At 41.1% G+C, this 21,322-nt stretch carries 19 protein-coding genes; 4 read left to right on the plus strand and 15 right to left on the minus strand.

What is annotated here, in order from left to right; genetic code table 11:
- Positions 1-12 precede the first annotated feature (12 nt).
- Entirely contained in the window at positions 13-1,815 is a 1,803-nt protein-coding gene (locus C0582_04055; protein PLX29708.1) for a hypothetical protein, read from the plus strand.
- Here the strand turns inward: C0582_04055 and C0582_04060 are convergent.
- The 9 genes from C0582_04060 to grxD are packed head-to-tail and all read right to left on the minus strand — an operon-like array spanning position 1,812 to position 11,990.
- The gene (locus C0582_04060; protein ID PLX29709.1) at positions 1,812-4,052 is read right to left on the minus strand and encodes a hypothetical protein; all 2,241 of its coding nucleotides are present in this window, start codon (positions 4,050-4,052) and stop codon (positions 1,812-1,814) included. The genes C0582_04055 and C0582_04060 overlap by 4 nt on opposite strands.
- Complete coding sequence (gene topA / locus C0582_04065; protein ID PLX29710.1) at positions 4,015-6,327, minus strand: type I DNA topoisomerase; 2,313 nt, start codon at positions 6,325-6,327, stop codon at positions 4,015-4,017. Before topA ends, C0582_04060 begins: the two co-directional genes overlap by 38 nt.
- Positions 6,328-6,345: 18 nt before the next feature.
- Entirely contained in the window at positions 6,346-6,588 is a 243-nt protein-coding gene (locus C0582_04070) for a hypothetical protein (protein PLX29711.1), read from the minus strand.
- Positions 6,563-7,369, minus strand: coding sequence for a DNA-protecting protein DprA (dprA, locus tag C0582_04075; protein PLX29712.1), 807 nt, complete (start codon positions 7,367-7,369; stop codon positions 6,563-6,565). The genes C0582_04070 and dprA overlap by 26 nt, the downstream gene beginning before the upstream one ends.
- Before the next feature lie 53 nt (positions 7,370-7,422).
- Positions 7,423-8,034 (minus strand): acyl-phosphate glycerol 3-phosphate acyltransferase, encoded by a 612-nt coding sequence (gene plsY / locus C0582_04080; protein ID PLX29713.1) that lies wholly within the window; start codon positions 8,032-8,034, stop codon positions 7,423-7,425.
- Positions 8,004-8,747: a 23S rRNA (guanosine(2251)-2'-O)-methyltransferase RlmB gene (locus C0582_04085; protein ID PLX29714.1), complete on the minus strand. Its 744-nt coding sequence runs from the start codon at positions 8,745-8,747 to the stop codon at positions 8,004-8,006. Before C0582_04085 ends, plsY begins: the two co-directional genes overlap by 31 nt.
- 6 nt (positions 8,748-8,753) lie before the next feature.
- A complete protein-coding gene (pyk, locus tag C0582_04090) occupies positions 8,754-10,160 on the minus strand; it encodes a pyruvate kinase (protein ID PLX29715.1) in 1,407 nt (468 codons plus the stop codon).
- Positions 10,157-11,656: a lysine--tRNA ligase gene (lysS, locus tag C0582_04095; GenBank protein PLX29716.1), complete on the minus strand. Its 1,500-nt coding sequence runs from the start codon at positions 11,654-11,656 to the stop codon at positions 10,157-10,159. The genes pyk and lysS overlap by 4 nt, the downstream gene beginning before the upstream one ends.
- 22 nt (positions 11,657-11,678) lie before the next feature.
- A complete protein-coding gene (gene grxD / locus C0582_04100; protein PLX29717.1) occupies positions 11,679-11,990 on the minus strand; it encodes a monothiol glutaredoxin, Grx4 family in 312 nt (103 codons plus the stop codon).
- A 133-nt stretch (positions 11,991-12,123) separates the two neighbouring features.
- Here grxD and trxB point away from each other — a divergent pair, with 133 nt between their 5' ends.
- Positions 12,124-13,068, plus strand: coding sequence for a thioredoxin-disulfide reductase (gene trxB / locus C0582_04105; GenBank protein ID PLX29718.1), 945 nt, complete (start codon positions 12,124-12,126; stop codon positions 13,066-13,068).
- The gene (locus C0582_04110; GenBank protein ID PLX29719.1) at positions 13,065-13,850 is read left to right on the plus strand and encodes a hypothetical protein; all 786 of its coding nucleotides are present in this window, start codon (positions 13,065-13,067) and stop codon (positions 13,848-13,850) included. Before trxB ends, C0582_04110 begins: the two co-directional genes overlap by 4 nt.
- Before the next feature lie 12 nt (positions 13,851-13,862).
- Here C0582_04110 and C0582_04115 read toward each other — a convergent pair whose 3' ends face one another.
- From C0582_04115 to C0582_04140, 6 genes are all read right to left on the minus strand, one after another.
- Positions 13,863-15,023: an X-Pro aminopeptidase gene (locus tag C0582_04115; protein ID PLX29720.1), complete on the minus strand. Its 1,161-nt coding sequence runs from the start codon at positions 15,021-15,023 to the stop codon at positions 13,863-13,865.
- The gene (locus C0582_04120) at positions 14,992-15,633 is read right to left on the minus strand and encodes a hypothetical protein (protein PLX29721.1); all 642 of its coding nucleotides are present in this window, start codon (positions 15,631-15,633) and stop codon (positions 14,992-14,994) included. The genes C0582_04115 and C0582_04120 overlap by 32 nt, the downstream gene beginning before the upstream one ends.
- Positions 15,634-15,635: 2 nt before the next feature.
- A complete protein-coding gene (locus C0582_04125) occupies positions 15,636-16,535 on the minus strand; it encodes a 50S ribosomal protein L11 methyltransferase (GenBank protein ID PLX29722.1) in 900 nt (299 codons plus the stop codon).
- A gap of 10 nt (positions 16,536-16,545) precedes the next feature.
- A complete protein-coding gene (locus tag C0582_04130) occupies positions 16,546-18,687 on the minus strand; it encodes a DNA helicase II (GenBank protein ID PLX29723.1) in 2,142 nt (713 codons plus the stop codon).
- Entirely contained in the window at positions 18,687-19,883 is a 1,197-nt protein-coding gene (locus C0582_04135; GenBank protein PLX29724.1) for an aspartate aminotransferase, read from the minus strand. The genes C0582_04130 and C0582_04135 overlap by 1 nt, the downstream gene beginning before the upstream one ends.
- A 288-nt stretch (positions 19,884-20,171) precedes the next feature.
- The gene (locus tag C0582_04140; GenBank protein PLX29725.1) at positions 20,172-20,471 is read right to left on the minus strand and encodes a hypothetical protein; all 300 of its coding nucleotides are present in this window, start codon (positions 20,469-20,471) and stop codon (positions 20,172-20,174) included.
- A gap of 146 nt (positions 20,472-20,617) precedes the next feature.
- On the opposite strand from C0582_04140, the gene C0582_04145 reads away from it, so the two are divergent.
- Positions 20,618-21,232, plus strand: a complete 615-nt coding sequence (locus C0582_04145; protein PLX29726.1) for an SCO family protein — start codon at positions 20,618-20,620, stop codon at positions 21,230-21,232.
- The last annotated feature ends 90 nt before the right edge of the window (positions 21,233-21,322 follow it).

Here is a 21,322-nt window from a genome sequence, read left to right on the forward strand (position 1 = left end):
TTAAGAGGAAATATGACGAATCAACAAAATACCCAAGCGGAAGGCTACAGAAAAAAAAATACGTTTCTGGCGAAAATTGTTATTACCCTCATCCTTGTGGCTTTTATGTTTACTGGGGTTCAGTCATATCTTGCCTCAGGCCAAAAAAGCCAAACTGTTGCTGAAGTTGGATCAACTAAAATCAGACAAAATCAAATTGAACACACGATTAAAAGGGTGCTCACCGATTTACCAGGATCCGTGGACCCAGCTATTCTCTTTTCCACAAAAATGATCAAGAAAATTGTCCAAGATGAAATCGATGCCCGGCTCATGGATGCAGAAGTTGAAAAACTGAACCTTACAGTCCCAGAAGTTGTGCTCAAAAGTTACTTACGCAGCATCCCTGACTTTCAACCCCAACAAATTAAACAGTATTTGCAAAGAACAGGTCAGAATGAAAAGAATTTCCTAGGGCAAATTGCACAAGACCTTATGAAAAACCAGCTGCTCGTGGCTTTGTTTTCTGGCATCTCTCTTCCAAAGAATCTGTTAGATGTCTTGAGTAAAGCACAATTGACAGAGCGCAGCGTTCGCATTTTAACCGTTACTGAAAAAGCGCTTCCCTCGTTAAAGACTCCTTCGAACAAGGTTTTGAAAGAGTTTTATGAGAAAAATGAAACTCACTTTGAAGTGCCTGAAAAAAGGGACTTTAAAATGCTTATGATTACACATCCAAAAACCGATGTTTCAAAAGAAGAAATAGCCACCTACTATCAGAATAATAAGGAACGGTTCTCACAACCTGAACTCAGAGAGATTGCCGTCTTATCAATTTCTAAAGATCAACCGACTACTTCAACAGAAGATCTTAAGAAAAATTCTGCTAGCTTCATTCCACTAGGAAGTGTCAGTCGATCTATGATTGATGAAACACTTGCTGAAAAAGTTTTCAGCTTAGGTGAAAATCAGTTTTCCGAGGGTATCATTGATCAGGGAAAGCAAAAAATCTATTGGGTCAAAAAAATAACCCCATCAAGAACGCTAGATTTGAATCAAATCAAAGATCAAATTGAAAAAACGTTAAAACAAGAAAAAACAATTAAAGAGCAAAAAGCTCTTGTGCAAAAAATTGATGATGCAATTGCTGCAGGTGATTCTTTCGAAGAAATAGAGAAAAAATATCCTAAGACAGTCACTATCAAAACTTTTAAAAACAAATCATTTAACCAACTTCACAAAGAATTTGGTTCTGATCAAGCAACGCAAATCTTCCGCCAACAAATGGGTGAGGAAGGGCAGATTTATTATGATCAAAACCAAAAAGCATATGCTTTTGGATTGGAAAAAGTTCAAGCAAAACATGTCCCCAAATTTGAAAAAATTCAAGAAGTGGTAAAAAGACACTATCTCCAGCGTGAAGCTATCAAACGCGCTCAAGACAAAGGCCTTGAGATTGTTCAATCTCTTAACAACGGATCAAAAATAAACGAGCGTCACTTAAGAAAAGAAGTCATTAACAAGAACAACTTACTGGCTCTTAACAGCAAACTCAATCTAACCATTGAACAGCTTATCCAGTTGTCAAAATTAAAAGAAAATCAAGCGATGCTGGTCAAAACAGATGAAGGAGCAAAAGTTATTGTCGTGACTCACCTGCAAAAAAACGAGACCCCTCTTAAACAGAAAAAAGAGTTTGAGGAAGCGATTAATAATATTTTCCGCCAAAATTATCGGGGGGCTTATTTAAAAGCGCTAGAGAAAAAATACGGTGTTAAAGTCTATTCTAAAGTGATCGATAACATTCACAGCCAACTTTCTTCAAAGATAGATTAGTTAGTTGATGGAAGTTTTTTCTTTGGTGCTCTTTTATATGAAGAGGGATTTTTCAATTTGGTTTCAGTCTTTTCTTGAGGGCGATCTATTGAAAAATTCATCCTTCCCCGGGCTAAATCCACTTCTTGAAGTTTAACCTGCAGCAACTGACCAATCTTGTAAAGTCGTCCACGGCGACGCCCCTTAAGATGAAGTGGATCTTTTCTTAGGATGTAATAATCATCCTCCAAATTTTCCATGGGAACAAGGCCGCTTAGCTCTGGATCTGAAAGAGTCACGAAAATCCCTGCGCCAGAAATGCCGCTTACGACAGCTTTAAATACAGATCCAATTTTATGGGCGTAGAAAAAGGCCGCCAAACGGTCTGATACTTCTCTTTCTGCTTGAGAGGCACGCCTCTCAAGTTCACTAAGTTGATCACACCATTCTTTCATGTGCCTATCTGTTTCCATCTTGAACGTTTTCGTATTACCAGAAATCGTTGCATAAAGCGCACGATGAACCAACACATCAGCATATCGGCGTATTGGAGAAGTGAAGTGGCAATAATGTGATAAATTCAGCCCAAAATGGCCTTGATTTGATGGAAAATATACTGCCTTTGATTGCGTTCGCAAACATAAGTCCATAATGGTAGAGCGCAAAGAGTGGCCATCAAGACTTTTCAAGATTTTATTGAATCCTGACGGCGTCGTTAAAGCGCCTGCCTTAATTTGATATGATTTTAGATGCTGCTTAAAGTCATGGATTTTTTCTGCTGTGGGCATTTCATGAATCCGATAAGGAATCGTTAATTGCGCTTCACTCAATGTTTCTGCCGCACACTGATTGGCAAGAACCATCATCTCTTCAATGAGTTGCTGGCTTTGTAACTGAGGGGCATTGGTAATACCAGTAACTTTCCCCTTTTTATCGAATTCAAAGCTGAGTTCTACACTCTCTAACTCTAAAGGTCCTCTATTGACCCGCTGCTTTAGTAACGTTTCATGCAGTCCAATGAGTTGATCCACGGCTGACAAGGCTTCATTCTTTATCTGGTGACCAGTTACGCCTTCCATCCTTTGCTCAACTTGCTTATAGGTAAGACGCGCATGAGAGTGAATCAATGCTGAATAAAATTCGTGGCTTATTTTTTTTCCTTCTTTATTCACCAGGATATCAGCCCCTAAAACAGCGCGATCTACTTGAGGCTTTAGTGAACATAAATCATTAGAGAGCTTTTCAGGCAGCATGGGAATAACATAACCTGGGAAATAAATAGAATTTCCTCTCTCAAAAGCCTGTTTATCAAGGTCTGGGTGTGACCTTAGGTAATGGGTGACATCAGCAATGGCAACAACTAAGCGCCAAGACACATCCGGATTCATCTTTGCATATACTGCATCATCAAAATCTTTAGCATCCTGTCCATCAATCGTTACAAATGGTAATTGACGCAAATCCTTTCTCTCTCCCAAGGGGGGGACAACCTCTTTTTCAAGAGACTTTAATATACCTTGGTCAAAGGCGCGGGGCAGATTTCGTCGTTCAATGATAAAGTCATATAACTTTGTTTCATCACCAATAATTTTTTCAATTTCAACACTAAGGCTTTGATCCTGCATCACCCTTGCCGTTGCAAAAAGAGGTAACTTTGATTTTTCAATATCCCCTTCTCCGTAAGCAATCGCATATGTATTTCGATCCGATCGATCGGCAGGCACAAATACAACTTGATCCTTGTTTTTTGCAATGAGGCCATAGATAAGATCTTTAGCATCTTTCTTAGTATCCCATCGAATAAACTGAACTGTTTGATCCGGTAAAACAGCCCCATAAAAAACATCATCAACCTGTGCATTTTGAAACTGTTTTATTGAAGATGAAGAGACAGTGTATTTATGAAGATTATTGGGAGCATACTCGACCCCCAAAGATACAGCCACAACCAAAGGACTGTTCGCATCATCAAACTCAACAATCCTAAACACCCTCTGACGGAGGGATTGTTTTTTTAATGTGTCTTTTTTAAGAGATTTTATAATTGATTTCAGATCTTGGCGTGCTTTAACACCTTTAATATTTAAGCGTTGCGCTATTTCTCTTTTATCTGGAAAATATCCAAGATTTTTAATAAGAATCTCCACTTCCTTCAGTAAAGATTCATAGCTTTTTGTATCTGATTTTTTCTCAGCGCTATTTTTTTTGTTCAGCACAGAGTTATTTTTTTGGACTTTTTTCAATGACTTCAACTGCATAAGGTATATCTACTGATAAGATAGACCTATTTTTTATAGAATGGAACTTATTTTGGTATTTAACAAAGGGACCATAGCGACCAATGCCCACAACAATATCCTCGCCTGTTTTAGGGTGTTGTCCGATTGTTTTTGGCAAGCTTAACAAATCTAAAGCCTGTTTTAGATCAACTTCAGCTGGATTCATCCCTTTTGGAAGTCCTGCCCTCTTCGGCTTGCTCTTATCTTTAGGGTCTTGCTGTTTTTTATCAATTTGAAGATAAAAGCCATATGGCCCTTTTCTTAGGTAAATATCATCCTCTTTTTCGTCCTGCCCCACAATCTTTGGATACTCTTCAATAGAAGCATCTTCTTTTTTGCCGTTATCTTCCATGGTACTTTCTTCTACCTCTTTTCGAATATAGGTGCACTCTGGATACTGTTCACAACCAACAAAAGCGCCATATTTTCCAACCTTCAAATGAAGTTTTCCTGTTTTACACTTCGGACACGCCCGCTCATCATCTGGGAAAAAGTGTTTTGAAAGCTCTTGATCAAGCACATCAAGAACGGTTGAATTTTTTAGACTTTTGGTATCATCAACAACCTTATGGAAGTGAATCCAAAATTTTTCGAGTACCGATTTCCAATCAGATTTTCCTGTGGAGATTGAATCTAGCTCCTCCTCTAATTGAGCTGTAAAGTCATACTCAACATATTTTTGGAAAAAATGTTCTAAAAAGGTTGCAACCAACCGCCCGCGCTCTTCAGGAATGAATTGTTTATTTTTAAGGCAAACATATTCTCGGTTTTGCAGAACAGAAATGATCGTGGCATAGGTAGAGGGGCGCCCAATTCCGATTTCCTCAAGCTGCTTGACAAGTGATGCCTCTGTATAACGAGGCGGGGGTTGCGTAAAGTGTTGCTTGGGATGGATTTCCTTGAGAGCAATTTTTTGCCCCTGTTTTAAGTTGGGCAGTTGATTTTCTTTTTCTTTTTCCTGATCGGATCCCTCTTCATAAACTTTGAGAAATCCATCAAACACGGTTCGCGATCCATTCGCTCGAAGAATATATTGCTCATCGCCCGAAATGATATCAACGCTCATCTGTTCCTTTTGTGCATCAGCCATTTGTGAAGCGATTGCACGCTTCCAAATCAAGCTGTAAAGCTTCAGTTGGTACGCATCAAGATAAGGCTTCATTTGCTCTGGGGTTCTTGAAAAATCTGTTGGTCGTACAGACTCATGCGCTTCTTGAGCATTTTTAACTTTTGACTTAAATTGCCGTACCTGACCAGAGACATAGCGGGCTCCATACTGGCCCTGAATCTGCTCCCGACATGACTGTATGGCCTCTCCTGCCATGGCAATGCTATCCGTACGCATATAGGTGATTAACCCGACCGTTTCCCCTCCAATATTAATCCCCTCGTAGAGCTTTTGGGCAACGCGCATGGTATTACTTGATGAAAATCCAAGCTTACGAACAGATTCCTGCTGCAGCGTTGACGTTGTAAAGGGTGGTTGAGGAGATCTTTTGACTTGTTTTTTTTCAACAGCCTTAACAGTAAAGGCCTGTTTCTCAAGGCCTTTGACAATTTCTTTGGCTTGAGCTTGATTCTCAATTGCTAATTTATCTAATTTCTTTTTGAGTGCATGTGTAACACGGGCCTGAAAATCCTCAGGCACTTCCGTCTGACAATCGGCAATAACCGACCAATATTCTTGAGGAACAAAACTCTCTATTTCTGCTTCTCGTGATGTGATCAATCTTAGGGCAACTGATTGAACGCGCCCGGCAGATTTGCTCCCTGGCAGCTTCCGCCACAGAACGGGAGATAGATTGAACCCAACAAGATAGTCAAGGGCCCGCCTTGCCAGATATGCATCAACAAGCTCTTGATTGATTTCACGAGGATTGGCAACGGCATCTAAAACCGCTTTTTTAGTGATTTGGTTAAAGGTAACACGGTGCACCTCAACCTTATCTAACAGTTTTTTTTGTTTAAGAGCTTCTAGAACATGCCATGAAATAGCCTCTCCCTCACGATCAGGGTCTGACGCTAAATAAAGAGCATCAGATTTTTGCACCGCTTGGACAATTTCTTTCATTGCTTTAGTAGCAGAAGATGAATTTTCCCAGACCATTTTAAAGTCTTTGTCAGGGTCCACAGACCCTACTTTAGAGGGCAAGTCACGAATATGACCATAAGATGCTAATACCTTAAAGCCTGGACCTAAATACTTCTCAATTGTTTTTGCTTTTGCTGGGGACTCAACAATAACCAATTTCATAAATTTAACTGCTCCTCTTTACAGCGGTGGCCTCAATGAAATTTCATTGCCTGCGCCCCTTACGATTTTACCGGCCAGCTCAAGAGCACTAATGACTCCAAGTGCTTCATGCGCTTGGGCCGGAATCTGGTTTAGCAACTCATTAATCTCGGTTGGGGAGTAACCTAGCAAAGATATAATGGTCTCTTCAAGATCAATGTTTGTCGTAGCTGATGTATTTGTCACAGCATTCTCATCAGAGCAATCTTTTTTTTTGCTCAACTCTATCCGAATTTCCGAGCAAATCCATCGCATCCCAGGCATTTTCAATGAAATGAGCGCCTTCGCGCAAAAGTTTATTGCTTCCCTTACATCTTGGGTCCAGTGGAGATCCTGGCACAGCACCCACTTCCCTTCCTTGCTCCAGTGCATATGAAGCCGTGAGTAAAGAGCCTGATTGATACGCTGCTTCAACAACAATCACGGCCCTCGATAAATCAGAAATAATTCGATTTCTCCTAGGAAAATTCTGTTGAACCGGTTTATGACCCAGAGGCATTTCACTAATAATGAGGCCTGTTTCTAAAAATTCATCCACATATTTGATATGCTCGGGAGGAAAGACTTGATCAATACCGCCAGCAAAAACAGCAATGGATCCATGATCTTGCGCTCCCTTATGTACTGAATAATCAATCCCTCTGGCAAAACCAGAAACCGTTGAATATCCAGAAGAGGTCAAGTGCAAGGATATGGAATAAGCTATTTTTTGCCCTGCGATGGATGCTTGCCTGGCTCCAACGATGGCAATTTGGTTTTTGGCAAGCAAAGCACGGTTGCCTTTTAGAAACAAAACAGGGGGCGCATCCCTGACCGAGGAAAGCAAATCTGGGTAGTCAACATCTAAGAGTGTGCATACTTCAACCTTCTCTTTTTGTGCTCTGAGGCGCATATCCTCGGCAGCCTTGAGATCTGGTTTGATTTTGTATTTAGGTTCATCTATCAAATATTGATAAACCGCTTCAATTGACTGGTGCTCTTCCAAAAGCGCAGAAAATGTCACAGGCCTAATGCGTGGTGTTTGGCTAATGGCTAAGACATAGGAACAACTGCTAGTCACACATTTGCCCTTTTTCTCATGTAGTCACGAATATTTTTCTGATGACGATATAAAACAATCGACCAAAGAAGCAGCGATCCTATAGCAATCTCCACACTAAAACAAAAGTATATAGATCCAATAGCTACATAAGTTGCACAAGCAAGCCCCGCGATAAATGAGTGCCTTAAAAGAAGGTATATAAAGCTCCATACTGCTGCCATCCCGATGAAAATCCATGCATTCCAGGCAAGCATCCATCCAAAAAGTGTTGCAATTCCTTTGCCTCCCTTAAAGTTGAGCCAAGGAGAAAAAACATGCCCTAGAAAGGCAAAAAAGCCGATGAAAAATAATAATTTATAGCTTACATCTGGCCAGAAGCCCTGAACTAAAAATATGGCCGCTGCCGCCTTCAAGGCATCGATCACAAAAGTTAAAATACCCAGAGTCGCTCCATAGCTTCGCCAAACATTGGTTGCCCCTATATTACCAGATCCCTGCTTACGAATATCTTTGCCGTGCAATAGGGACACCAAAACGAACCCCGTTGGCACAGAGCCCAAAAGGTAGCTCGCTAAAGATAGAAGAACAGCTATCATCATTGGCCAAGTCCCATTTTTATGAAACATTGATGGATGACAACTGCTGCAGCATTTGAGGCATTAAGGGTGCTAAAATCTGCCGCTGTTGAGATTTTAATCAGTTGATCGCATTTTTCCGTTGTTAATCTTCTAAGCCCTTCTCCTTCTGCTCCAAGGACAACAACCACCCTCTCTGGAAAGTCTATTGTCTCCATTTCTTCGCCAGCCTCATCTAAACCATAAACCCAAAAATTATTTTTCTTCAGAGCATCCAAAGCGCTGTCAAGATTGCTGACCTGACAAAGAGATATCAGCTCCAAAGCCCCAGAAGCCGCTTTTGCCACAGTTCCAGTTATCGGTGCCGATTGATGCTTAGGGAGTATTAACGCCCGAACGCCAAACGCAACAGCTGAGCGGATGATTGCTCCTAAATTTTGAGGATCCGTGATTTGATCCAAGACGCACACCATTCCCCTTTCGGGAAATTTTTCAATAACTTCAGGCAAATGGGACAGAGGCAGTGGATCGACATTCAGTGCAACTCCTTGATGGACAGCGCCAGGAGGCAATTTATGTTCAAATGATTTGACATCACATTTGTGGATGGGGATTTTTCTTTTTTTTGCCTGTTCCAAAATCTCTAAATCAGAAAAAGATAGATCTGTATAAAGACCATGACATAGACGCTTTGAGTTTCTAAGAGCCCCTAAGCACGCATGGACACCATATATCCAATCATTTTTATGAGGTGTTTTTTTCATAGAGCTCTAATCTATTTCCAGGACTTGAATCAAATTTGTTTGGCCCGCACGACCAACCGGGCTCCCCCCTGTGACAATCACCTTGTCACCTGAACAGGCAATGTTTTGCTTCAAAATATAAGAAAATGCTTCATCTATGAACTGATCAAATCGATCGTGGCCCTGACACATGACAGAAGACACTCCCCAAATCAAAGACAAAGACCGTGCTGTTTTCATGTCAGGCGTCATCGCATAAATAGGTATATGCCCTCGAAAGTGAGCCACCCGAAGAGCCGTCGCACCCGTTAGAGTTGAACAAATGATAGCACACGCTTGCATATTCTCTGCCAAATGATGCGCAGCTGCTGCCATGGCTTGACTTGGAAGAACAGGCTCACCTTTCACATCCATCATCGATGTTTGATAGATTGGATCTGACTCGGTGGCTTCAAGAATTTGAGACATGATATACACAGCCTCGCTTGGATACTGACCGGCTGCTGACTCAGCTGAGAGCATAACGGCATCGGCGCCATCAAAAACGGCATTGGCCACATCAGAAACCTCTGCACGTGTTGGGGTTGAAGCTTGTATCATAGACTCAAGCATTTGAGTTGCAACAATCACGGGCTTATAATTTTCACGAGCTTTGGCAACGAGAGATTTTTGCGTAATAGGAACGTGAGCCAGGTCCATTTCGACACCTAAGTCGCCCCGGGCTACCATGATTCCATCAGAGATGGTTATTATTTCGTCAATTTCTAAAAGCGCCTGTGGCTTTTCAATTTTGGCAATAATTTTATACTGATTACCAATAAGAGCACGTAGAGCCTTCACATCTAAAGCTGATTGCACAAACGACTGTGCAACATAATCAACATCAAGCGTTTTAATGAATTCAATATCTTTGAGATCTTTTTCAGTCAATGCAGATTTTTTCAAATTGGTATCTGGAATATTGACACCTTTATTATTTGAAAGCTGGCCTGACACCTCAACAATTGTCTCAATGGATTGATCGTTGACACGGGTCACACGCAATCGAATTTTTCCATCATCCAATAACAAACGATGCCCCACATCTAAACTCTCGATAACTTCAGGATGAGGGAAAGGCACACGATTTTGATCTCCCAGTTCAGAATCAAGATCAAGTCTGAACTGTTGCCCCTCTTTCAGAGAAATTGGCGAAGATTTAAACTTGCCGACTCTGAGCTTTGGCCCTTGAAGATCAGCTAAAATTGCAACAATCTTATTTTTATGCTTTTCGACTGTGCGAATTTTCTTAACCACATCAAAGTGATCTTGGTGCGTTCCATGAGAAAAATTCAAACGAAACACATTAACACCTAGATCGAAGAATCGCTCAATCATCTCCATTGAGCTTGATGCAGGACCAATCGTTGTAACAATTTTAGTGCGACGGCTCATGACTTTTGTTCGCCTTTTTTAATTGGTTTCATGGTTGGAAAGGCAATAACATCGCGAATGCTTGATGCATTTGTTAACAGCATGACCAGACGATCAATACCAATACCAAGGCCTCCCGTTGGTGGCATCCCATATTCCAGTGCTTTAATGAAATCTTCATCCATTGGATGCGCCTCTTCATCGCCGGCATTTTTGTTTGCAACCTGTTTTTCAAACCGCTCTTTCTGGTCAATAGGATCTGTCAATTCAGAAAAAGCATTGGCAATTTCCCAACCATTGACATATGTTTCAAACCGCTCTGTTAGGCGTGCATCCGTGCGATGACGCTTGGCAAGTGGTGAAACATCAAGCGGAAAATCTGTTACATGAATCGGCTGAATCAGATCATCTTCAACCGTTTCCTCAAATAAACGCGCCAACAAAATACCCCAAGTTTCCGAGGGTTTAGAAGCAAATCCCTTACTCATCACAGCCTTACGCGCCTCATCATCACTTTGAATTTTAAGGAAATCAATGCCTGTTTTTTCGGCAACGAGCTCTGCCATTGACATGCGCCGCCAAGGAGCCGCCAAGTTGATCTGATGATTTCCATATGTTACTTGAGCTGAGCCACAGACTTCTGATGCAAGATACGCAATCAATGTCTCCGTTAAATCCATCATATCTTGATAATCAGCATAAGCCTGATAAAGCTCCAGCGTTGTAAACTCTGGATTATGCTTGGGGGAGAGACCTTCGTTTCGAAAGCAACGGTTAATCTCAAATACGCGCTCTGACAACCCACCAATAATAAGTCTCTTAAGATGTAATTCAGGGGCAATCCGCAAAAACATATCAGCATGTAAAGCATTGTGATAGGTACAAAAAGGCTTTGCTGCTGCTCCACCAGCGATGGTATGAAGCATGGGTGTTTCCACTTCTATAAAATCTCGCTTGTACAGTTCTTGGCGCATTTTCTGAATCAACATTGAGCGCACCCTCAAACGGTCGCGGCTTTCTTGATTTACAATCAAGTCCAGGTAACGTTGACGATATCTTGTCTCAATATGCGTTAGACCATGATATTTATCAGGAAGTGTCTGGAGTGCCTTTGAAAGAAGCGTCACATCGGTAGCGTTAATAGTCAGCTCCCCACGTGGCGTACGCCGAACAATTCCCTGAACTCCAATCCAATCTCCCAAATCCAAATCCTTAATGGCATTTAACTGACTTTCAGTTAAATTATTTTTATGAGAAAAAATCTGAATTTGATCATGACTATCCTGTAAAACAATAAACATACCACTATTACGAATGGCCATGATACGGCCTGCAACGATAACAGAGTCTGTTGTAACCTGTTCATTGGCAAGATCACGGTACATCTCCTGAAGCTGATCCAGACCATGGCTTTTTTTGAACAGGTAAGCGTAGGGCTCTTGCCCGGCTTCTCGCAGCCTTCGAACCTTTGCAATACGAATTTCACTTTGATTTTCTGGAGAAATATCACAAGCCATTTTTTAATCCTTCAATAGTCAATTATTTTTCCAGAACTTCTTTCAGTTCCCCAGATTCATACATTTCTCGGACAATATCACAACCCCCGATGAACTCTTTTTTAACATAAAGCTGGGGTATGGTCGGCCAATCAGAATAGACTTTAATCCCCTCTCGAATTTCCATATCCTCCAGCACATTGACGTCATGAAATTCAACGTTCAATCGTTGAAGAATTTGAGAAACAACACTTGAAAAACCACACTGAGGAAAGTCCTTCTGCCCTTTCATAAAAAGGACAACATCATGGCTTTCAATCAGATTTTTAATTTGCTCTTGAACAGTTGACACCAAAAAAACTCCGTTAAAAATTTACGTCATTTGTATCATGTTTCTCTCCAAGATTGAAAAAGTAATTTAGGGCGCCTCTCTCTGTAGACAAAAGACAAGGTTTGCCCTATGTTTTAGGAAGTTATAGGAGTTACATATGAATGCATCTGATCATGCAAAAATTATCATCATTGGCAGTGGTCCTGCGGGCTACACAGCTGCCATTTACGCTGCACGGGCTGGCCTAGAGCCGATACAAATTGCTGGCTATGAGCCTGGTGGACAGCTGATGATTACAACGGATGTAGAAAACTTCCCTGGATTTGAATCCGTCGTTCAAGGCCCTTGGCTCATGGAGCAAATGAAAAAACAAGCCGAAAATGTTGGCACTCGGATTGTCCATGATATGGTCAGTAAAGTTAATTTTTCCAATCGTCCTTTTGTCGTTGAAACAGATGGTGGCAAAACATATACAGCCGACAGTGTTATTATATCTACTGGCGCCAAGGCTAAATGGCTTGATATTCCTTCTGAAAAAAAATTTCAAGGGCATGGTGTTTCTGCATGTGCAACCTGTGATGGCTTTTTTTTCAAAAATCAAAAAGTAATGATTATAGGTGGCGGAAATTCAGCCGTTGAAGAGGCTTTGTATATGACCAACCATGCCTCTCATGTAACGCTCGTACATCGGCGCGATCAACTCAGAGCAGAAAAAATGTTAGCCAAACGGCTACTCTCTCATGATAAAATTTCAGTGATTTGGGATCATGAGGTTGAAGAAATCATCGGTGACGAGAATCCGAAAAAAGTCACTGGGATAAAATTAAAAAATGTCAAAACAGGAGATATACGCACTGAAGATATCGATGGTGTTTTTATTGCTATCGGTCATACACCTCAGACAGAGCTCTTCAAAGAAATCCTCTCCATGGATGAAACTGGCTACTTAAACGTTAAGCCCGGCACAACCCAAACAGAAATTCCAGGTATATATGCAGCTGGTGATGTTCAAGATAAAGTTTATCGTCAAGCAGTGACGGCTGCTGGTCAAGGCTGTATGGCTGCGCTGGATGCTGAGAAATACTTACAAACAATTAAATGACATCAATTATAAAGGCTAATACCCTCTTTGAAATTTATGATGATCTTCTGCCTGAAGATCATCAAAGCTGGCTACTCCTAGATGTTGATGGCACGCTTATCCATCCCAAAGATAGCGTTTTCAGGGCCCCCAAAGAATTAAATCCTTTTGCTGAAGTCATTGATGACTTTAAAAAGAAAGTCAAAAAAAATGGTCCAGAACAGACGCAGCTATTCCAACAATTTCTGAGCGCTTTCAGACTGCATCGTGACGTAGAATTAGTTGATCCTTTGTGGCTTGAAATTTTGAAGAAATATCAAGAAAGCGAAAAAACAGTTTTAGCTCTGACCAAAATGGATACCGGTTCTTTTGGGTCCATTGAATCGGTTGAAGAGTGGCGTTTAACAGAATTAAACGATCTTGGTGTGTCATTCTATCCTAACACTCCTAGTGACAAGGCTGAAATTCTTATTCAAGAAAAGCATGTGAATGCAGCCACTCTCTATCAAGGAGCTCTGTTCACCGGGGGGCATTCCAAAAGTCAAACTCTGGATGCCCTTATAAAAAGGCGAAACACAAAACCGGAAAAAATTAGATTCGTTGATGATCGACTTGAACAAATTTTGGATTTACAAACATATTGTAAGTCCCAAAACATCTTGTTTAAAGGCTTCCATTTTCTTCAAGCCTCAAATCTTCCCCATTCTTATTGTGGTCAACGCGCCGCGTTACAAAAGCAAACATTTGTTGAAGAAGGTATATGGCTTAGTGATGAAAAAGCCGATCAAAAGCTTAAAAAATAAGACGTTAACGGGTTATAAAATCGGTACAGTTATGTGCTGAAGCCAACCTTTCTCAGTACCGCTCAAAAAATCTCTATGTGTTTTAAAAACCTGTTGGTGATAGGCATTAACCCACTCTTTTTCATCTTGAGTAAGTATGGCTTCATCAATCAAAATTCTATCAAATGGTGCCAAAGAAAGGGTGTCAAAACATAAAAAATCTTGGTTTACTAAACTCTTTTCAACAACCATTAAATTTTCTAGGCGGATGCCATACGCACCTTTTTGATAATACCCTGGCTCATTGCTTAAAACCACACCTTCAACTAGTGGTGGTTGATTCTGTGCCCGCGGTCTGATAGACTGAGGCCCTTCGTGAACATTGAGCCGATAACCAACACCATGCCCAGTTCCATGTCCATAATCCAATCCTTCTTTCCATAAAAATTGTCGGGCCAAAACATCCAACTGAACTCCACTCGTGCCTTTGGGGAAATGCGCCCTGGCAAGGGCGATATGGCCTTTTAAAACAAGTGTATAATGCTTTTTGAGTAATGGGCTAGGATTGTCCCCAAGGAATATCGTGCGGGTGATATCCGTTGTTCCATTGGTATACTGACCGCCTGAATCAAACAAATAAACCATGTCTTTTCTAAGGGAAGCATTTGTTTTTTCAGATGGCATATAATGCGGCAAAGCAGCATGTTCTCCCAGTGCCGAAATTGTTGAAAAACTAGGACTCAAATACTGTTGTGACTTTTTACGAAAATCTTCTAAAGTTTTAGCAGCTGAAAGTTCTGTAATATCATCAAAAGATGTCAACGTTTGCAGAAAATAAAGAAAGCGCGTAACAGCCAACCCATCAATCATGTGGCATTCGCGCATCTTATTTATTTCAACTTTATTCTTTTGCGCTTTGCTAGCGCTGTAAAAATCATCCCCCAACGTATAAAAAACATCATTTTTTTCACACTTTTCTCTAATCGCCTCGGGCACATGTTCAGAGGGAAGATATAGTTTTTTATGCTTTTTTAAAGACACCTCAAATTCAGCCCAATCACGGAATAGCACCTTTTCTTTCAAGATACATTGGATCCTTTCTGAAACTTGCTCTAGATTGGTAAAAACCTCTACTGCCCCCTTTTCCGTGATCAGGGTATAGTTAAAAAAAAACAGGGGTATAGGGTGAGTCATAACCACGCATATTCAAAAGCCAATTACTCGCAGTCACATCACAAATAAGGGCTGGGCAATCAACGCCTCTCTTTATCAAAACACTGATCAGTTGTCCTATTTTTTCAAATGTTGGTGCCCCAAATTCTGATAAATCAAGCATGTAAGCTGGCTTCCCATTTGGCTTTGGCTGGTCAATCCACATTTGATCGATGGGATTTTGAGCTAACGAAATGAAGCTAAGATTCTTCTTGGCACATACTTTTTTTAAATGCTTTATTTCATTAATAGAATGAAGCCAAGGATCAAACCCAATGCGCGCATTCATGTCTAATTCAGAACATAGCCAGCTTGTGATTGCACCTGATCTTAATGAATTGATGTGTATTTCTTTTAAATCAACCTGCTGATGTGCTTGCTCTGTATATCTGCTATCAACAAAAAGAACCGCTTGATGTACAGTTACGATGACATATCCCGCAGACCCAGAAAATTCTGTCAGCCATGCAATTCTTCTTTGATCTTCCGGCAGATATTCATTTTGAAATCGGTCGGTCATTGGGACAAGGAAGGCATCAAGATGCGCATTCCTCATCGAATTTCTCAGGTTTTCCAGTTTTGAAAAGGTCATGATTATTTTGCTATTTTTGAAAAAACAAGCGTGGCCCACTCTTTAACAACAAAATTTTCAAGTAATTCAAACCCAGCTTTTTCATATGCAGAAGCAACATCTCTTTCTTGCCAGTTCAGAAGACCCGATAGAATAACCCTCCCATCTTCTGCGCAGTGCGCATAAATTTCTGGCGCCAGGGTGATCAACGGACCTGCTAGAATATTCGCAATAATTAAATCAAAGTCCTTTATCTCAATCGATTGAAAGCCATCTGAGAAAAGCGTTTGCACACGGGGCGTTTGGTTTGTTTGGACATTGTCTTGGGTTGTTTTAACGGCAAAATGATCAAAGTCTGCTGCCAACACAGAAGATGCTGGCCAAAGCTTAGCTGCTGCAATGGCTAAAATCCCAGAGCCACATCCTAAATCTAAAATGTTTTTAAAAGAGTGTTTCTCTGCAAGCCGCAAAAGGCCATGTAAGCACCCCTTGGTCGTTTCGTGCTCACCACTGCCAAACGCCATCGCTGCATTAAGTTGAATGGTCAAATGGTCTTTTGGCAAGCTCTCTTCATAAAAACTAGGATATATAAAAAATTGGCCACAGGTGATGGGAGGAAACTGCTTACGATTTTCAGCCAGCCAGTTTTTGGTGGGGCGCTCTTTAAGGCTCACTTCTTCAAATGGAAGATCAAAAGACTCAAGAAGAGATTGAACAGTCTCTCTAACACTTTGAGCGCTTACATGTCTTTCATCTGGCGCAAGCAAAACTTCAAGCTGTTTTTCGGGCCCTGTTGCATCATGAGACCATGCCAGCGATGCATTCAATCCCTCAAAAGCACATTGATAGTGTGGGATCTGGTTTGCATTTACTTTTATAAATAATGACCAAATCCGATCTGAATGACGTGGTTGAGACTGCACAGAACTCTCCTTATGTTGTTTTTTTTAAAAATTCCTCAAGAATTTTTTTGGGCCCCGTACAATCAAATGTCACATCGACTTGAGCACCTGAGACATGGGTAATCAACCCATATCCAAATTTAACATGGAAGACGCGCTCCCCGATGCTGAATTTTTGATGAGTATGAATCTTTCCTGATGAAATACCACCCTTAAGCCGCTGAAAGGACGCAGGTAACTCCAAAATATTCTCCTGCGGCAAATCTCGAATAAACCTTGAAGGTGGATTAGAACTCCATTGACCAAAAAAGTGTCTATTCAGAGCAAAAGAAATAAAGGCTTTTTTTCGTGCGCGCGTTAATCCCACGTAAGCAAGGCGACGCTCTTCCTCTAAGTCATTGGCCAACCGACTTCTTTCAGATGGAAAAACACCTTCTTCCCAACCAGAGAGAAAGACATAATCAAACTCAAGCCCTTTAGCGCTGTGAATAGTCATGATTGTTACATTGCTTTGATCAATACCCTTAACATTTTCCATGACCAGACTAACGTGCTCCAGGAAATCATCAAGGGTTTCATAGTCCTTAACAGCGCGAATCAGCTCTTGGATGTTTTCTAAACGCCCCCGAGATTCAAGGCTGTTTTGCTGATGCCAATACGCTTGATAGCCTGATGATTTCATCACATGCGCCACCAACTCAGGCAACGGATTATTCAAAGCAAAAGAACGCCAGTTCTCTAGCTGACTGAAAAATTCACGAAGCTTATCAGCCCCTTTTCCTTTTAATTGCTCTGTTTCTAGAAGGTTTTGCGCTGCATCAGAAAAAGAACAATTTTTCTCACGCGCGCAAGTGTGAATTTTCTGAAGCGTTGCTGTGCCAATCCCTCTCTTCGGCACGTTAATAATGCGCTCAAAGGCCAAACCATCCTTATCATGGGCAATCAAGCGCAGGTAAGCCAAAGCATCTCTAATTTCTTGGCGCTCATAAAAACGGAACCCGCCCACAATACGATGAGGAATCCCCATTTGTAAAAAGCATTCCTCAAATTCACGTGTTTGAAAACCCGCACGCACCAATATCGCAATGGAAGAAAGGTCTATTTTTTGACGCTGCAGATCTTCAATTTCTTCTGCGATCCACCTTGCTTCTTCTTTGGCATCCCAGGCGCTCTTAATATGTACCTTTTCGCCACCTTCATCATCTGTCCACAAAGTTTTTCCAAGTCTTTGCTGGTTTTTAGAAATTAAGGCTGAAGCTGCAGCCAGTATATGATAAGTCGAGCGGTAATTTTGCTCCAGCCTGACGACTTTGGTACCAGGAAAATCCTTTTCAAAACGTAAAATATTGGCAACCTCTGCGCCCCTCCAACCATAAATAGATTGGTCATCATCTCCCACACAGCAAAGATTCTGATGCTTTTGAGCTAAAATACGAACCCATAAATATTGCGCCACATTGGTATCTTGATATTCATCAACCAAGATATATTTAAATCGTTCTTGATACTCTTTTAGGATTTCTGGCTGGGTTTGAAAAAGGGTCAAGCAGTTAAGAATCAAATCTCCAAAATCCATTGCATCAAGCGCCATCAACCGTTGTTGATAGGTTTTGTAAATAAACAAAGCTTGCTCATGCACATCACTCACCAAATGGCTCGAGCTCACTTTTTCAGGTATCAGCCCCCGATCTTTCCAGCTTTCAATGTGGCCAAGAAATTGTTTACAAACTTCTTTACTATGGGTTTGGTTTGAGTCCTTTAAAATCTGACGAATCAGCCTCAATTGATCATCTGTATCAATAATGTTGAATCTTTCAGAGTACCCCATGAGATTTGCATGACGCCTTAAGATTCTCACACTGATTGAATGAAAAGTACCGAGCCAAAGACCTGATGACATTTGACCAGAGTGCTCCATAACCCGTGTGCGCATCTCATTAGCAGCTTTGTTGGTAAAGGTGACGGCTAACACCTCTGAGGGCCATGCCCGCCCTTCAAAAAAGATATGGTTGATCCTGTGAACAAGAACACGTGTTTTACCTGTTCCAGCCCCAGCTAGCACAAGCAAGGGGCCCTCAAGGTGCTCGACGGCTTCTTTTTGGGGGGCGTTCAGTCCACGAATGTGCCCAGGAATTTCTGCTTTAGTTATACTTGAGGGCGTATCTACTGACATCAATTATGTAACTGTTCGATTGCTTGCTTGATTCGATCCAGGGCTTTTTCAATGATAATATCACTGGTTGCAAAAGAAAGGCGCAAATGATGAGGCTGACCAAAAGCTGATCCTGGCACAGTTGCAACTCTTGCCTCTTCAAGTAAATATTCACTCACGTCAATATCAGAAGACAACGTTTTACCTTGGGGTGTCTTTAAACCCATCAGCGCATGAATATCTGGAAACGTGTAAAAAGCTCCTTCAGGGACCTGACACGAAAACCCTTTAATTTGCTGAAGCATATCAACCATCAACTTTCTTCTTCGAGCATAAGTGTCGCGAAACTCAGTCAGGCAATCTTGAGGACCAGTTAATGCCTCTATTGCAGCATGTTGGCTAATTGTTGTTGGGTTTGAGGTGCTTTGTGACTGTAATTTACACATGGCTTTAATGAGAGATACAGACCCAGCTGCATAGCCAATCCGCCACCCTGTCATGGCATAGGCTTTGGATACACCATTCAAAGTTAAGGTGCGGTCTTTTAGGTCAGGAGCAACATGGGCAAAGCTGTAAAAACGCACCCCCTCATACACAAGGTGCTCGTATATTTCATCAGAGAGAATATGAACATGCGGATGCTTTCGAAGGACTGCAGCAATCTGCTCATACTCCTCGCGGGAATACACAACCCCACTTGGATTGCTGGGTGAATTAAGCAGGAGCCATTTTGTTTTTGGTGTTATGGCTTTTTCAAGTTGATCAGCCGTTAATTTCATAATCGGACAAAACACTTCAACCGGGGTGCCGCCCGCAACAACCACAATATCAAGGTATGAAGGCCAATAGGGTGTCGGGATAATAACTTCATCACCCTCATCTAATGTTGCCATCATTGCCGCATAAATACCGAACTTAACTCCTGGATTCACCATGATTTCGTTAAGCTCATAATTAATTTGGTTTTCAGATGAAAATTTTTTTTGAATGGCTTTCTTTAACTCAACAAGCCCGTCAATGTTCGTATACTTTGAGGCTCCTTTTTCAAGAGCCTCATAACTTGCTTTCTTGATAAAGTCTGGCGTGTCAAAATCAGGCTCTCCAGCACTCAGACTTATGACATCAATACCCGCAGCACGAAGTTCATTTGCTTTTTGCGTCACTGATAATGTAGCAGATGGCTTGATATTTTGAATACGTCTAGATAGAAACGACATTTTTCACACAGAATTTTCAGCCATACTATCAAATGCACACCCAAAATCGAAGAATTTAATTATAAATTAATGAGTAAACAATGGAGTTCGATCAGTCTCGTTTCAACACCGAATAGATCTTGATAGACTCTTATTCAGCAGATCTATCAAGCTCACAAGCATCTTCCAGGTCCAAACGGAGCGATCTTCTAGAAGTCGCAGCAATATTTCTACCGACTGACGCGCTGCTCTTCCTCTGGCAAGCGATTAATGAACGCACGGTTGTTACGCCTATCTCACAACGCGGTTCTAGAATCGGGCATGATTACGGGGTCTAACAAACCGCGCTACTCTTTTCTCACGTCGGCGTTTTTCAATGGATTCCTGTTGCAGTCGCACCATCAGTCTTTCCAAGTGCAATCTTTCTTGTTGTTGATCAGGGTCAATTTCATGATTAACGTCCTGAAAGTTTGGCACGGGTCTAACTAGTAAGTGTGGCTGATTGTCAGGCACTACTGCAGGTACTTCTTCAATACCTCGCCTCAGATTGGGTTGATCTTCCGCGATTTGCTCTAGATCCATTGATTGAATTTCACAAATAAAAACCAAAACAAAAAAACAAAATATACTTCTTCATAATTTTAATAACCTATAAATATAAACAACTAGTATCAAGTAAATAAATAAATACAAGATAATATTTAATTATATTTTTAATCAAAAAAAAAGAATTCACAATCCATGCTGCTTCCTTTATGGTTAAGACTATGAAAAAGCTTCACATTTTATCTTTGATACTCGTCACTCTTGGTGCGGTTTTTTTGTTTAACCGGATTGCCAATCACAAATCATCTCAGCATTCAGATTCAGGCCACAGCCAGAATGCCCTGATAGGCGGCGAGTTTCAACTGGTAGACCAGAAAAAAAGAATACGCAGCAACCATGACTTTAAAAATAAACACCTCTTAGTATATTTTGGATACAGCTACTGTCCCGATATTTGCCCAACAGCACTATCAAATATAAGCGCTGCCCTAGGAAAATTGGGCTCAAAAAGTAAAAAGATCCAGCCCTTATTCATTAGCGTTGACCCGTCTCGAGACACACCTGAAAACTTAAATGATTATATGGAAAATTTTCACCCTAGTTTTATTGCCTTAACAGGCACAAAAGAACAGGTAGGTCAGGCAAAGAAAGCTTATCGCGTTTATTCTACGAAAGTCGACCCTGAATCGTCACAAACAACAGAGTATCTAATAGACCATAGCTCCATTGTTTATTTCATGTCACCAAAAGGGAAATTTATCACCCATTTTAATCACGAAACAGATCCTGATGAAATGGCTAAATCTTTAAGAAAATTTTTATAGATAGTTAAATATCACAACAAACAACCGTCACACTTAATGTCTTTGCCTACTCAACAATTGATATTATTGATTTCCTAACGGTAAGCTGCT

The organism is Alphaproteobacteria bacterium (assembly GCA_002869105.1).
Lineage (GTDB): Bacteria > Pseudomonadota > Alphaproteobacteria > UBA7879 > UBA7879 > UBA7879.

Coding starts and splice junctions, on each gene's coding strand:
- C0582_04135 (PLX29724.1), bottom strand. CDS start 19,883: ATGTCGTTTCTATCTAGACGTATTCAAAATATCAAGCCATCTGCTACA.
- C0582_04085 (PLX29714.1), bottom strand. CDS start 8,747: ATGAAAAAAACACCTCATAAAAATGATTGGATATATGGTGTCCATGCG.
- C0582_04110 (PLX29719.1), top strand. CDS start 13,065: ATGACATCAATTATAAAGGCTAATACCCTCTTTGAAATTTATGATGAT.
- pyk (PLX29715.1), bottom strand. CDS start 10,160: ATGAGCCGTCGCACTAAAATTGTTACAACGATTGGTCCTGCATCAAGC.
- plsY (PLX29713.1), bottom strand. CDS start 8,034: ATGTTTCATAAAAATGGGACTTGGCCAATGATGATAGCTGTTCTTCTA.
- C0582_04055 (PLX29708.1), top strand. CDS start 13: ATGACGAATCAACAAAATACCCAAGCGGAAGGCTACAGAAAAAAAAAT.
- topA (PLX29710.1), bottom strand. CDS start 6,327: ATGAAATTGGTTATTGTTGAGTCCCCAGCAAAAGCAAAAACAATTGAG.
- C0582_04120 (PLX29721.1), bottom strand. CDS start 15,633: ATGACCTTTTCAAAACTGGAAAACCTGAGAAATTCGATGAGGAATGCG.
- C0582_04115 (PLX29720.1), bottom strand. CDS start 15,023: ATGACTCACCCTATACCCCTGTTTTTTTTTAACTATACCCTGATCACG.
- trxB (PLX29718.1), top strand. CDS start 12,124: ATGAATGCATCTGATCATGCAAAAATTATCATCATTGGCAGTGGTCCT.
- lysS (PLX29716.1), bottom strand. CDS start 11,656: ATGGCTTGTGATATTTCTCCAGAAAATCAAAGTGAAATTCGTATTGCA.
- C0582_04130 (PLX29723.1), bottom strand. CDS start 18,687: ATGTCAGTAGATACGCCCTCAAGTATAACTAAAGCAGAAATTCCTGGG.
- C0582_04060 (PLX29709.1), bottom strand. CDS start 4,052: ATGCAGTTGAAGTCATTGAAAAAAGTCCAAAAAAATAACTCTGTGCTG.
- C0582_04145 (PLX29726.1), top strand. CDS start 20,618: ATGGTTAAGACTATGAAAAAGCTTCACATTTTATCTTTGATACTCGTC.